This window comes from Vibrio sp. V15_P4S5T153, assembly GCF_963874485.1.
Lineage (GTDB): Bacteria > Pseudomonadota > Gammaproteobacteria > Enterobacterales > Vibrionaceae > Vibrio > Vibrio anguillarum.
Genome location: NZ_CAWNHR010000011.1, coordinates 744,912 through 758,616, shown reverse-complemented (window position 1 = coordinate 758,616; position 13,705 = coordinate 744,912). Strand labels below are relative to the sequence as shown.

Genomic DNA, 13,705 nt, shown 5'->3' with positions numbered 1-13,705 from the left:
TCTCGAGTTGTGAAGTTCTATTAACTAGACTAGGCAATACAACGAGTTATCTCTACCTAGAAAGTCAAATTTTGCAAGATAAGGCAAATAATCGCTGATCATTATTAGATTTAACGCCAACTTAAGCTCGCATTTTAATGCAAACCTTGTAAAATCCACCTCGCTCACTTTTTATACTTATAATTGAAATCATTAGCTGAGTACTCTGCACATAATTTTATGTGTCATAAAATAATCGACACGTCGTTTGGCTTTCGTCTTTGAGGTGCATTCCCTGCACTCAAATGGCATTCAAAAATTGTATTTTATTCAACCAATTACTGTAGAAGTCATGAACGAAGATAAGTTTACCAATGTCTATCGCTTGCCTGGTTCATTGCAAATTCGCATAGCCACATGGCAGCAAACCTTTAAAGGCACTTCTGATTTAGTGCTTCATCAAGTATTAACCGCTAGAAATAATCAGTATAAACAGGCTGACTTTTGGCCTAAGGGTTGGTGTGTGAATCTGTTTGATGAGAGCGATATTTCCATTACGCAGCACGGTACCTACATTCAAACCAGTATGCGAACGATGATTGATCGCAAAATCTCGTATAAGCGTGTTTATCTCTCTCGACTACCTTTAGAAAAAGCCGAGCCCGCCTTGCTTCGCTTTAAGAAAGAGTGGATCCGCAACTACAATAATGTCGCCCAAGAGTATAACAAGAGGAAAAAGAAAGAGTTTATGGCCTTTGCCAGAGAAGAGGTCGAAACACTTTATCCTGCCATTCCTAAAGAACCTTTTGATAAAGCGCTATGGAACCGTTTAGTGGTTTCGATTGTTGGTCACGCCAATAAATTCAACAATCCTTACTTTGTTAAACATGCTGATTTTTAACGTAATAAAATTTAGCGTAATAAAAAAGCCAGAGTGGTTTCACTCCGGCTTTTTTGTCAGACATCGCAAATGAAAAGCACTAGCTGAATAACGTAGAATAGAAGAGCAATTAAGCGTAATTGGCATCCACTAATTCACCAGCAACAACTTTGCTTACTTCAGCACGATTTTCTAACCATTTTACAACCAACGCTTTATCTTCTTCTGTTGCTGAACGGTAGCGATCGGCTGCGCATACAAAGCCGTCAAAGATCTCTAATCCACCACCACCGAAACAAAGACCGATGTTATCAACGTAATCAATAAACTCATCAACGAAGAGATCGTATTGTTCAAAGTCTTTGATAGACGTTGTACAGCTAACTTCAAAACCGAGGATCGCAAATTCACCTAAAAACAGTTTCTTACGGATACGGCGGTTTTTATTTTCTAGCTTGTCGATTTTCATCATATTTTCTCTCTCTGTTTGAATGCGGCATTTATACACCTTTCAGCACCATTTCCAAAATGATTCTTTATATAAACCGCCACAAGCGGACACTTTCACAACAAATTGTTTCAAGATGTGCCAAGGCAAAACAAGTTAAAACAAGCCGCTCGTCAAGCTTAGTGACGTCAAATTAAAGTCAAGAAAATCATAATTATTGACTGCTTCGCAACTTAATCTAAAAACTTCGCACAACTTTTGAGCCTGCCACCCATGCACATTTTTATTTCATAGTGCATGGTTAAATCAGCTCATTTAGCCCTTGTAAATCGTATTTTTTGAGGTGGATTTATGTTTGATTTAAACGGTGAATGGCGATTGAGCTCACCCGAATATCCCGATATCCAAATCGCGATGACACTGCCCGGCGACCAGTATCATGCATTACTGCAAGCGGGTTTGATCCCTCATCCCTATTATGCATCCAATGAGTCTCAGGTTCAGTGGGCTGGTTTATGTCATTGGGTATTAACAAAAGCGATCACTTTAAATGCGGCAGATCTTCAGTGCCCAAACCACTTACTGGAGCTGAATAAGGTCGATACGTTTGCTGATCTATGGATCAACGGACAGAAGGTTTTACAGTGCCATAATGCTTTTCAAACCTATACCGTTAATATTCGCCCTTATCTGCAAATTGGTGTAAATCATTTTGAATGGCGATTTGAACCTGCCGCTTCGGTAGCCAAGCAAAGAGCCGATGAGCTGCCCTTTCCCATTCCGTGGGCGCAAGGGAATAATCAACTTCCTCACATGAACACCGTGCGAAAACCTCAATGCCACAGTGGTTGGGATTGGGGTATATGCCTTGCTGTTTGTGGTATTTTTGCACCAATGCAATTAAAAACGGTACAAGAATATTCACTGCTGGGTGTAGATATTGAACAAGTTTGGCATGCTTTAACACACGTTACGCTGCACGTGAGAATACGGCATAGCGAATCGCTCTCCACACCCATCACACTTACTTTTGGCGATCAAACTATTACGATCGATAGTGAGGCATTTTGCAACCAAAGCAGTGTGGATATTGATGTTCACCATCCGCATCTCTGGTGGCCAAACGGTTACGGTGACCCTTATTTATACACACTGTCTATTGCCATGGCACAGCAGCAGATCAACCGCCAAGTTGGCTTAAGACGTCTCACGTTGCGCACTGAGCAAGATTCCATCGGCAGTGAAATGACCTTTATCGTGAATGAGGTCTCGATATCAGTGAAGGGCGCGAATTGGATACCAATGGACGCCATGCCAAGCAAAGTCAATTTTTCCCGTTATCAACAGCTGCTACGAGCCGCACAAGAAGCTCACATGAATATGATTCGTGTGTGGGGAGGAGGTGATTATGAACACGATCATTTTTATCAACTTTGCGACCAACTCGGATTATTAGTCTGGCAAGATCTGATGTTTTCCTGCGCACAATACCCTTCAACACCGAGTTTCTTAGAAGAGGTAAAGCAAGAAGTCACACAACAAATACAACGTTTGAAGCACCATGCTTGCCTTGCCATTTGGTGTGGTGATAATGAGGTGATTGGTTCATTAACTTGGTATCCAGAATCTCGAGAAAACCGTGAAAAATACCTAGTCAATTACGACCGACTCAATCGTTTTTTAGAGATCCTCGTCAATGAACAAGATCCAAGTCGCCGTTTTTGGGCAAGCTCACCTTGCAATGGTGAATTAGATTTTGGTGACGCTTGGCATGATGATAATAAAGGTGACATGCATTTTTGGGATGTGTGGCATTCAGGTAAATCCTTTGACGCTTACCATTCAATATCCCCACGATTTTGTTCAGAATTCGGTTATCAGTCTTGGCCTTCATTTAGTGAAGTGAAGCAGATTATCCCAGAAAGCGACTGGAATATCAGTGCGCCTCATTTTGAACATCACCAAAAGAATGCTCGTGGTAATAGCATCATCACCGAAATGTTTACTCGCTATTTCCGTTTCCCGAATGGCTTCCAGCAGATGCTTTATTTGAGCCAAGTTCAGCAAGCCATGGCGATTAAAACGGCTGTCGAAGCGTGGCGGGCAACCTCACCGATTTGCCGTGGCATATTATATTGGCAACTCAATGACAACTGGCCCGTCGCGTCTTGGTCAAGCATTGAGTATTCTGGACGCTGGAAGCAATTACATTATCACGCCAAACGGTTTTATAACCCGCTTTTGGCCTGTTTTTCTGAAGATGAGAAATACCTATCATTGAGAGCCATTAATGATGCACCCAGTGAGCAATACCTTGTGGGTGACATATATTGGTTTGGATGGGAAGGAGAATTGCGAAAGCATTGGTCAATCAATGAACGACTGCCCCAAGAGAGTAACCAAATCGTGTGGCAACACACAATAAAGGATTTCACACCAGAAAAAGGCGCGATCTACTTTGTCAGTACAGATGGCCAACGGGATAATTTTTGGCTGCCGGATGTACCCAAACGCTTGCCCTTAAAATCGGCTCGCATATTGAGTGAATATCGTGCGGGCAGTCTCTGTTTGACTACTGACCGACCTGCACTTTACGTTCACCTAGAACATGACAACGTACTACAATTTTCTGATTCCAGCTTCTTTTTGCTCCCCAACCAAATGCGGACAATCGCCTTTAGCTCAGACGATAAATCTCACTTAAACTGTACTATTTATCAACTTGCTGAATGAAGACAAACGCTCAGCCTTAAGGAAGGAAACGAAAAAGAGCTGCGTATCAAGCAGCTCTTTGCAAGCTAAACCATTTTTGCTAATGCATGTTCAACATTGGCTCATGTCAAACACTGACTAATGTTGAACACCAGATGGATTTTCACCAAATTCAGTCTGTTGATAAATATCCGCAAGGGTTTTTGCACGTTTTGCTGCCTTGCGTCGTTTCGTTGGTTCAAAGTATTGCTCGACCTGCTTCAATGTCTCTTCATGGTCTTGCGCGGATTGGACAAAGTCTGGGTTGGCTAACGCTTCTTGGCGAAGGCGGTTAACTCGTTCTAGCGTTTCCCACAACATATTTCACCTCCAACTTCACTGTGCATACATACAGCTTAGTAAAGAGTGACATAATGTCAAGCAATTAACTGTGGATTTATACAGTTAATTAAAATAAATGCTCATTATTTCAATGAGTCATTAATCTACGAGGCCTCTTAAGGTGCACACGTTGATTCTCGAAGCACCAGCTTACCTAGATAGCGATGTATCTTGGCATCATCCGAGCTCTTCCCTTCAGCCAATTGTAGGGCCAAGGCTACTGCGTCCTTCGTCAGTTGCTCAATGGGAAGCGATATTGTTGAGAGATTGGGCACCGAATACGCAGCAGCAGGCTCATCATCAATCCCCATCACAGAGACCTGATTGGGTACCAAAATGGCATGTTCGTAAAGTGCGCGCATTGCTCCTAGTGCCATATCATCGTTACAGGCAAAAATAGCGCTGAACTCACTCTGTTGTTCTAATAACCGTTGAACCGCGACATAACCCGCCAGCATAGAATTATCACCTTCAACAACGAGCGTGTGATTGAGCTCAATACAAGCCTGCTGTAAGCCTGACTGGTAAGCAGCAAATCGCTGTTGTCCTGTATCACTGTCCAAAGGGCTAGTGATGCAAGCAATGCGACGATGGCCAAGTTCAAGCAAGTGATTAATCGCTAAAGAAGCGGCTTGATGCTGCTCAAAACCAAAACTATGCAAACCGACTTCTTCCAAGGTTCGATTGAGTACAATCAGTGGCACTGAAACATCAGATTGCAATGATGCCAGCTCATGATTCGACAAATGGCGGCTGTAAAGCATGATGGCGTCACAACGCTGAGTGAGCAATGAGCGCACTGCTGCTAATTCGCCTGCCGCGTTATCGTGACTGTCCATGACAAGTAAGGTCTTACGTGCTTGCTCGGCACCTTGTGCTGCTTGATGCAACAAGCTGCCAAAATAACTCCCTTGAAACTGAGGAAGTATCAGCCCAATCGCATTTGCACTGTTTGTGGCTAATGCTTGCGCCAACACATTAGGCTGATAACCCAAGGTGGACATGGCTTGTAAAACGGCTTCTCGCGTACTTGCTTTTACTTGGCCAGTTTGATTGAGTACGCGCGATACGGTGGCTTTAGACACGCCCGCTGCTTTACAAACGTCATTGATTGTCGCCATGGTGACTCCTAATAAAAACCCCCGACTCTTGGAAGCCGAGGGAGTTTACCTAATTTCCTAAGCTGGATGAACGCTCTCAATCAACAATTATTATCGTTATTCTACGTTTATAATTGTTCGCCATTGGTTTTGATCACGGACTGATACCAGTAAAAGCTTTTCTTTTTACTGCGAGCCATTGAACCAGAACCATCATCGTGTTTGTCTACATAGATGAAACCGTAACGTTTTTTATATTCACCAGTGGTGAACGACACACAATCGATGCAGCCCCAAGGGGTGTAGCCCATGACATCAACGCCGTCTATAGCAATGGCCTTCTTCACTTCTCGTATATGTGCTTGTAAATACTCAATCCGATAATCGTCTTGCACTTGGCCTTGTTCATCGACTTCATCGATCGCCCCAAAACCATTTTCGACAATAAAAATCGGTTTCTGGTAGCGTTCATACAATTCAGAAAGCGCGTAGCGAAGCCCTACCGGGTCAATTTGCCATCCCCAATCAGACGCTGTGAGATAAGGGTTTAAGCGACTTTGTTTAAATAAACTGGTTGTTTCACCTTCAGCGTTGCGATCATCAGAGACAATATTCGTCATGTAATAGCTGATCGCAAGGTAGTCGGCACAACCCTTACGCAGTATCGCTTCATCGCCATCGAGCATATCAACGGTTATCGATTTTCGCTCCCATTCACGCCAAATATAGCTTGGGTAATAGCCACGAACTTGCACATCGCTGAACAAGTACTTCTCTCTCATCATTTCTTGAGAGCGGATCATATCTTCTGGACGACACGACGCGGGATAAAGCGGCATCATATGAATCATGCTACCCATTTGAAATTGAGGGTTGATCTTATGACCGAGATCGACCACTAAAGCACTGGCAATAAATTGGTGATGCATGACTTGGTACATCACCTGCTCTGGGTTGTCATGTTCAGTGAAGATCACCCCTGAGTTACAGTAGCCAAACAGTGGGAATTCCCAATTTCGCTGGTTATTGATCTCATTGAAGGTAATCCAGTATTTCACTTTCTGTTTATAACGCTCCATCACCACTTGGCTAAAGTTAACGAAGAAATCCACAAGCTTGCGATTTGCCCATCCCCCGTATTGTTGTACAAGGTGGAATGGCATCTCAAAATGCGAAAGCGTAATAACTGGCTCAATGCCGTATTTCAGCAATTCATCAAAAAGATCATCATAAAATTGTAGCCCTGCTTCATTGGGCGAGACTTCGTCACCTTGTGGAAAAATACGAGTCCAAGCAATTGAGGTTCTAAAACATTTAAAACCCATCTCAGCAAAAAGTGCAATGTCACCTTTGTAATGACTATAAAAATCAACGGCTTCATGATTAGGATAGAAATAATTTGCATCCACACCGGAGGTCATCACCCTAGGTACTTCATGCGCTCCTTTTGAGAGCACATCGACAATGCTGACTCCTTTTCCACCTTGGTTCCATCCACCTTCAACTTGATGTGCTGCTACAGCCCCACCCCATAAAAAATCTTTTGGAAAACCATTCGTTGCCATCGTCATCTACCTCGTCTTCATTTGCTGACTCAATGTACCCTTATGTCGATCTAATATGCTATTTCACGCCATGTGGACACGTTGTATAGAAATACATCATCGCTTTGCTACTTTGCGTGACATCATAAACGATTATCGTAAAAATGTAACCGGTTTCGGAAACCGGTTACATTGAAATTAATAATTCTAATGTTCTCGGAAGAAAATACGCACTATTTGTTACTGACAAGTGGCAAACAGAGACATTCCGTAGCACTTTTGCTGTGACTACTGTATGCTTGCGCCTTTCCGCAACGTGATGCGGATCACTTCCTTATTTACATATCGAGACATTTTAATGAGTTTTGCCTCTCTGGGTTTATCCCATGCCATCCTGAAAGCCGTTGCTTCTCAAGGTTACGAAACACCATCGCCAATTCAGGCGCAAGCTATTCCAGCCGTTCTTGAAGGCAAAGATGTGATGGCAGCGGCCCAGACAGGTACCGGGAAAACAGCAGGATTTACCCTGCCCATTTTGGATCTATTAGTTAAAGGCCCAAAAGTAGGCCCCAACCAAGTGCGTGCATTAATTCTGACGCCGACACGTGAATTAGCCGCGCAAGTTGCCGACAACGTGGCAACTTACGGACAAAACCTTCCACTACGCTCTGAAGTTATTTTCGGCGGTGTGAAAGTTAACCCACAGATGATGAAAATGCGTCGTGGGGTAGATATTTTAGTCGCGACACCGGGTCGACTGTTGGATTTATACAACCAAAATGCGATTAAATTTAACCAATTAGAAATTTTGGTCTTAGACGAAGCGGATCGCATGTTAGACATGGGCTTCATTCGTGACATTAAAAAGATCCTTGCACTGCTGCCAGCAAAACGTCAAAACCTACTCTTTTCGGCCACTTTCTCTGATGAAATTCGCCAACTTGCGAAAGGGTTAGTTAACAACCCAGTCGAGATTTCGGTTACGCCACGCAATAGTACCGCCAAAACTGTCAAACAGTGGGTACATCCTGTAGATAAAGCGAAAAAACCAGCACTATTGATTCAACTAATCAAAGAAAATAATTGGCAACAAGCGTTGGTATTTACACGAACTAAACACGGCGCTAATCGCTTAACCGCACAACTTGAAGGCAGTGGCATCAGCGCCGCCGCTATTCATGGCAATAAAAGTCAAGGCGCACGTACTAAGGCATTGGCCAATTTTAAAAGTGGTGAGATCCGCATTTTAGTAGCAACGGATATTGCCGCTCGCGGCATTGATATTGACCAATTACCACAAGTGGTAAACTTTGAATTGCCTAACGTCCCTGAAGATTATGTTCACCGAATTGGCCGTACAGGCCGTGCAGGCGCTGAAGGAAATGCGATCTCTTTGGTCTGCGCCGATGAAGCAAAAGACATGTTTGCCATTGAGCGCCTTACCCAAAATTTACTAGAACGAATTGAGGTTGAAGGCTTTGCGCCAGTGAACAAATTACCGGCATCTCCTTCGCTACAACCGATTAAAGCGAAAAAGCCGAAAAAGAACAAACCAGAACATAATGACGGACAGCGCTCTGGTGATGTAGCAAAAGGTCACAGCATAAGCGCAAATACCAAAACTAACGACAGAAAGCCGAAAGCGGCCAATTCCACTCGTTCAAACAGCAACAAACCAAGTGCAAACCAACCCACGAGAAGCGGATCGGCTGGACAAAATAGACCTCGTAGAGCAAAAAAAATCGCGGCGAGCTGATATTACTCACTGACTACGACTCTCTGATTAAAAAGTAAAGGCCACTCTCATCTAGTGGCCTTTTTGCTTTTACGCGCCTTTGGGCGGTGTGAATGCAGTTAGAGGAAGTGGCTCTCCTACATATTTCTCTATTTTCACAATTGAAGAGTTACCAGCACAGCCATTGGCTAACCTTGAAGTAGGTATGTCAGCGGTCAGTACGTTGCATCCTCCGTTTTTACATAAACCATGAGGTTTATCAAAATCAGGCCATGCCCCTTCATGAATACAGACCGAACCTTGCTTAATTCCATCCGTGATCAGCGCGCCAACTAAGACTTGGCCACGTTGATTATAAGCACGAACAAGATCGCCATCTTTGATCCCTCGAACTTTTGCATCTTCTGGATGAATCCAGATCGGTTCACGGTTTGCTATCGCATATTGCTCGCGTAGTGCCGCGTAGTTTAACTGGCTATGGAGACGATGAGCCGCATGCGATGTCATCAATTGCAGTTCATCGGCTTGAGCATTCCCTACCCACTCCGTTGGCGGCATCCACATAGGATGTGGCGGGCAATCGCTATATTTGAAGCCTTCGATGGTTTTGGAGAAGATCTCAATCTTGCCACTTGGTGTACCAAGAGGGTTCAGGATAGGATCCTCTCTGAAAGAGGAATAACGAACAAACTTCGCGTTCGCTTCGTTCCATTTCATCTCAATGAGCTGATTTTGTTTCCAAAAATAGCTGAAGTTAGGCATTGCAATCCGATTCTGGCGACCGATAGCTTGAGCTCCTTTATAGAAACCAGCCAACCATTCCATTTCGGATTTATTTTCCGTATACACTGCACGTCCGCCCGGTTTTAACAGCTCCGCCATATCAGCAAATACATCAAAATCATTTCGCGCTTCAAATTGAGGCTCAATTGCTTGTTTCATCGGCACTAAATGTTGATTGCTATAATCCCCTGTCATGGTGAGATCATTACGCTCAAATGACGTCGTGATGGGCAGTACAATATCAGCGTGTTTTGCGGCCGCAGTCCAATAAGGCTCAGAGATAACGATGAGTTCCGGCTTTTGCCACGCTTTAATCAAACGGTTGGTATCTTGGTGATGAGTAAAGTTTGCACCGCCTGCCCACCAGATCATTTTGATGTTAGGAAATGTTTTCTCATGCCCGTTGTGTTGATATTGACCGGATGGGTTTTCCAACGCTTCAACAATACGAGCCACAGGAAAACTATTTACTGCTCCAGAAACGGCCCAATCATTACCCGCAGATGAACCACCATCAATAGCCGCTGATATAGCAGGTAAAACACCCGCAGTTCGCGTTGGGTTACCGCCATTGGAATAGTGATATGAAAAACCAAACCCACCACCGGGTAAACCGATCTGCCCTAGCATTGCAGCCAGAGTGACAAGCATCCAGTGTTTTTGTTCACCATATTGCTGACGTTGGATTCCCCAACCAGCCATGATCATGGTTCTATTTTTGCTAAAAATATCAGCCAATAGCTCTAGTTGTTTGGCAGGAACGCCACAAATTGCCTCAGCCCATTGTGCTGTCTTTGGCGTGCCATCAGAATGACCTAGCAGATAAGCTTCAAACTTGTCGTAACCAGCGGTGTATTTATTCAAAAATTCGAGGTTATGTTGGCCCTTTTCAACTAGTGAGTGGGCGATCCCCAACATCATCGCAACGTCAGTACCAGGATGCGGTGCAATCCACTGAGCGTTTTCACCAAAAAATTCGATGGTTTCCGAACGCATAGGATCGATAGCGATAATGGTTTTTTTAGAATGTTTGAGTTGATTAAAAAACTCAAGCCCCGCGCCGTCGGTACTGCTCCATGCTATTTTCAGTGTATTAATAGGGTTGAGCCCCCAAAGCACCACAACATCACTACTTTCAAGTACAACAGGGTAAGTTGTTTGTTGTTCATACACTTCTATTGAGCCTACAACGTAAGGCATGATGACTTGCGCAGCCCCCGTAGAATAATCACCTAAATGACCCGAATAGCCTCCCGCCATACTCATATAGCGTTGCAGTAGGGTTTGGGCTTTATGTAAAATTCCACTGGATCGCCAGCCGTAAGAGCCCGCAAAAATTGACTCGGCTCCATAAGCAGTGCGAATACGAGCATGCTGTTGGTGGATTAATTGCAGCGCTTTTTCCCAACTAACGCGGACGAACTCATCGTCTCCTCGTTTACCATCTGGCATATGGGGATTGGCTAGAAAACCTTTACGCACCATCGGGTATTTGACCCGAGCTTGAGTATGCACTTGATCTGGCGCTGAGGTTTGTAGACTATTGGGTACGGTTTGCGGCAATGCATTCTTTGAGGAAATAATTTTCCCATCCTTAACTTCAACCAGCATAGCGCCCCAACGCCCAGCAGTCAGTACACCAGCTCCTCGCGGTGCGGAAGCGAGAACTGGCATGGGTTTAACCGAAAAAATAGCGACCGCACCTGCAGTTGCACCAGCGCTTTTTAGAAAACTTCGACGTGTGAGAGTAGTCATCACTGAATCCTTATTTCATTTTTTATTGGGCAACAACATCTTTCGCATTGTATTGGAAATATTTCGTGAGGATTTCTAGATCCTCTGCGGAAATAGAGGTACGGTCCCCCATACTTTTTGCCACAGAAGGCCACGCGTTAACCGTAAAATGGTTACTCGGAATTTTGGCATGACATGTTGAACAGTAAACATTGTCCAATTGCTCAGCGTATGCCCAAAGCGAATCCATTTTACCCAACACTGGCGTGTCGATGTCCCCGGCAAGTGTTACTTGACGCCACTGATTTCCGTAGGCATCTTCGTTATACTCTTTTACGCTCAATGCTTTTTGCCCTGCTTCAGTTAACATAGCAATCACAGCACGCTTACCTTCACCCATATACAAGACTTGTTCTGCACCTTGCATCTGATAACCACTCAATTCAACGGTGCGTTTGCCATCGCTTTCATTCAATACTTTCAACGGCGTCGCTGGATTGATCGTTCCGAAATCAGAAATGGGCGTAGATTGCATCGCATAAACAATAGAAGTGCCCACAGGGGTTAACTTAGCCTCTTCGACTAAATGGGCTAATGCTTGGCTGTCCATTTTGACTTCAGGAAGCATGTGCGCCACACCTTTATGGCAATCAATACAGGTTTGATTATTGTCGATACCGTACTGATGCATTTTTTGTGCTTGCACCGTTTGGTCGTAAATCTCCATCGCATCTTCACTGTGACATGAACGACAGGTCGCAGAATCGTTCGCTTTTAATTGCGCCCAGACAGTTTCAGCCATCTCGGCTCGATGCGCTTCATACTTTTCAGGTGTGCTGATCTTCTTGGTAATGAACTCATGATAGATATCTTTGGACGCCCTGATTTTAGTGACTAAATAATCCATAGTATCAGTGGGGATATGGCAATCAGCACATTCTGCGCGGATGCCTTTGGCATTGCTGAAGTGTACCGAGCCTTGATACTCCTGAAAGGGTGCTTGCATAGTATGACAAGAGAGACAAAATTCCGTACTCGACGTTTTTTCTAAGATGACATGAGTCCCTCCAAGGCTTAACCAACCGAGCAGCACCCCAATAGCAAGAACTCCCACTATCATTCTTTTTTTAATATTCATTATTCCTCACAAATCTCAACGGATGTGGTTTTGACAGAACACGTTGCATTTATGTGATGCGCATCGTATTCCATAAGGAAATCATACCCCCAAAGAGGGATGTCAACTTGACAGTAGTCAATTTAGACAAGGAACAGGCGTGACCTATGTCACCTTTCCTATAAATTGATAAAATAGAAAATAAATAGCCACACAAATTATAGAAATTAAAAACACATGAAACATAACTGATTGATATTAAAAATAAAAGACAAAAACCCCAAAGATAGGCAGAGCCTTATCACTGATAATGTTGACTAAAAATGGTTTGAAAAGTAACAAAAATCACGAATAACCTGCTCAGATTCCTAATGCTCAATTATTTTAAAATAAATGCTTTACTTTGATTGAGGACCATGCGATTATGTGTCCGCTCTGTTGAACAGGGTTATTAATGTAACAAGTAAGCCAAAGTTCCCTTTCAGATTCAATTCAAAGTGTCCTCTAGTTTCATGGTCTCATTTAAATAATTCGTCTCAAAGCAACACCTGTATTTTAAAATTTTTTATTTTTATAAGGGACATAACATGTCTAACACTACTACTGGCACTGTAAAATGGTTCAACGAAACTAAAGGTTTTGGTTTCATTTCTCAAAGCAACGGCGGTCCAGATGTATTCGTACACTTCCGCGCTATCGCTTCTGAAGGTTTCAAAACTTTAGCAGAAGGCCAAAAAGTATCTTTTGTTGTAGAACAAGGTGCTAAAGGTCCTCAAGCTGCTAACGTACGTGCTGAATAATTTCGCATGAATGTGTGAGCGTTGGCACCACGCCAGCGCTCTTATTTTTACCTAGATTATAAATTATAGTTATCAACGTTATCGCTCAAACTTCTGCTCCGTTCCCTCTGCTTATCCCGTTCGAACATTCAGCCATTTTTGCATAAACCGTTTTGACAATCCTATTTCTATCTATGTAATATTTTCATTTTTACAAAGGAGATCTACTATGTCTCGTACAACTGGTAGAAAGCGTTTTTGGTTTGCTAAATCTAAAGCAACACAAAAATTACGCTCACTATGAATATTCATTTTAATATTAAACATTGCTCTTGGAATGCGACTATTCATCAACTTAATAGTGACATATTGACACGTCATATATTAAGTCAGATAAATTGCAATTTAGACACTCTTCATCTCAATTTTATTTATGATGAAGAATCTTCTCAAGGACAAATATTGAATGCTGATGACAAGCTTATTGGCCATTTTAATATCATCGATTAATAC

Annotated in this window: 11 protein-coding genes; 5 read left to right on the top strand and 6 right to left on the bottom strand. The window is 43.2% G+C overall.

Features of this window, described 5'->3' with window-relative positions; translation table 11 throughout:
- Positions 1-247 precede the first annotated feature (247 nt).
- The gene (locus AACT42_RS05345; RefSeq protein ID WP_013856799.1) at positions 248-880 is read left to right on the top strand and encodes an MSHA operon transcriptional regulator; all 633 of its coding nucleotides are present in this window, start codon (positions 248-250) and stop codon (positions 878-880) included.
- 109 nt (positions 881-989) lie between these two features.
- Here the strand turns inward: AACT42_RS05345 and AACT42_RS05340 are convergent, their stop codons facing one another.
- Entirely contained in the window at positions 990-1,328 is a 339-nt protein-coding gene (locus AACT42_RS05340; RefSeq protein ID WP_026028717.1) for a YggL 50S ribosome-binding family protein, read from the bottom strand.
- 330 nt (positions 1,329-1,658) lie between these two features.
- Here AACT42_RS05340 and AACT42_RS05335 point away from each other — a divergent pair, with 330 nt between their 5' ends.
- Positions 1,659-4,040, top strand: coding sequence for a glycoside hydrolase family 2 protein (locus tag AACT42_RS05335; RefSeq protein WP_094133732.1), 2,382 nt, complete (start codon positions 1,659-1,661; stop codon positions 4,038-4,040).
- A 117-nt stretch (positions 4,041-4,157) separates the two neighbouring features.
- On the opposite strand, the gene AACT42_RS05330 is transcribed toward AACT42_RS05335, so the two are convergent.
- The 3 genes from AACT42_RS05330 to AACT42_RS05320 form a co-directional block, all read right to left on the bottom strand.
- The gene (locus AACT42_RS05330; RefSeq protein ID WP_010319365.1) at positions 4,158-4,379 is read right to left on the bottom strand and encodes a hypothetical protein; all 222 of its coding nucleotides are present in this window, start codon (positions 4,377-4,379) and stop codon (positions 4,158-4,160) included.
- Positions 4,380-4,516: 137 nt separating this feature from the next.
- Positions 4,517-5,521: a LacI family DNA-binding transcriptional regulator gene (locus AACT42_RS05325; protein WP_094133733.1), complete on the bottom strand. Its 1,005-nt coding sequence runs from the start codon at positions 5,519-5,521 to the stop codon at positions 4,517-4,519.
- 107 nt (positions 5,522-5,628) lie between these two features.
- Entirely contained in the window at positions 5,629-7,065 is a 1,437-nt protein-coding gene (locus tag AACT42_RS05320; protein ID WP_026028850.1) for a 6-phospho-beta-glucosidase, read from the bottom strand.
- 274 nt (positions 7,066-7,339) lie between these two features.
- On the opposite strand from AACT42_RS05320, the gene AACT42_RS05315 reads away from it, so the two are divergent.
- Entirely contained in the window at positions 7,340-8,800 is a 1,461-nt protein-coding gene (locus AACT42_RS05315; protein WP_094167950.1) for a DEAD/DEAH box helicase, read from the top strand.
- Between the two features lie 69 nt (positions 8,801-8,869).
- On the opposite strand, the gene AACT42_RS05310 is transcribed toward AACT42_RS05315, so the two are convergent.
- Together AACT42_RS05310 and AACT42_RS05305 are read right to left on the bottom strand one after the other, a co-directional pair.
- Entirely contained in the window at positions 8,870-11,317 is a 2,448-nt protein-coding gene (locus AACT42_RS05310) for a molybdopterin guanine dinucleotide-containing S/N-oxide reductase (RefSeq protein ID WP_088732484.1), read from the bottom strand.
- A gap of 22 nt (positions 11,318-11,339) precedes the next feature.
- A complete protein-coding gene (locus tag AACT42_RS05305) occupies positions 11,340-12,434 on the bottom strand; it encodes a NapC/NirT family cytochrome c (protein WP_017044754.1) in 1,095 nt (364 codons plus the stop codon).
- 566 nt (positions 12,435-13,000) lie between these two features.
- On the opposite strand from AACT42_RS05305, the gene cspE reads away from it, so the two are divergent.
- Together cspE and AACT42_RS05295 are read left to right on the top strand one after the other, a co-directional pair.
- Positions 13,001-13,213, top strand: a complete 213-nt coding sequence (gene cspE, locus AACT42_RS05300) for a transcription antiterminator/RNA stability regulator CspE (RefSeq protein WP_010317961.1) — start codon at positions 13,001-13,003, stop codon at positions 13,211-13,213.
- Positions 13,214-13,492: 279 nt separating this feature from the next.
- On the top strand, positions 13,493-13,702 hold the full coding sequence (locus AACT42_RS05295) for a hypothetical protein (protein ID WP_013856790.1): 210 nt from the start codon (positions 13,493-13,495) through the stop codon (positions 13,700-13,702).
- The last annotated feature ends 3 nt before the right edge of the window (positions 13,703-13,705 follow it).

Bases quoted from the DNA above. Each gene is read 5' to 3' on its own strand.
- AACT42_RS05330 (WP_010319365.1), bottom strand. From the start codon at position 4,379: ATGTTGTGGGAAACGCTAGAACGAGTTAACCGCCTTCGCCAAGAAGCG.
- AACT42_RS05340 (WP_026028717.1), bottom strand. From the start codon at position 1,328: ATGAAAATCGACAAGCTAGAAAATAAAAACCGCCGTATCCGTAAGAAA.
- AACT42_RS05305 (WP_017044754.1), bottom strand. From the start codon at position 12,434: ATGAATATTAAAAAAAGAATGATAGTGGGAGTTCTTGCTATTGGGGTG.
- AACT42_RS05335 (WP_094133732.1), top strand. From the start codon at position 1,659: ATGTTTGATTTAAACGGTGAATGGCGATTGAGCTCACCCGAATATCCC.
- AACT42_RS05295 (WP_013856790.1), top strand. From the start codon at position 13,493: ATGAATATTCATTTTAATATTAAACATTGCTCTTGGAATGCGACTATT.
- cspE (WP_010317961.1), top strand. From the start codon at position 13,001: ATGTCTAACACTACTACTGGCACTGTAAAATGGTTCAACGAAACTAAA.
- AACT42_RS05320 (WP_026028850.1), bottom strand. From the start codon at position 7,065: ATGGCAACGAATGGTTTTCCAAAAGATTTTTTATGGGGTGGGGCTGTA.
- AACT42_RS05325 (WP_094133733.1), bottom strand. From the start codon at position 5,521: ATGGCGACAATCAATGACGTTTGTAAAGCAGCGGGCGTGTCTAAAGCC.
- AACT42_RS05315 (WP_094167950.1), top strand. From the start codon at position 7,340: ATGCTTGCGCCTTTCCGCAACGTGATGCGGATCACTTCCTTATTTACA.
- AACT42_RS05310 (WP_088732484.1), bottom strand. From the start codon at position 11,317: ATGACTACTCTCACACGTCGAAGTTTTCTAAAAAGCGCTGGTGCAACT.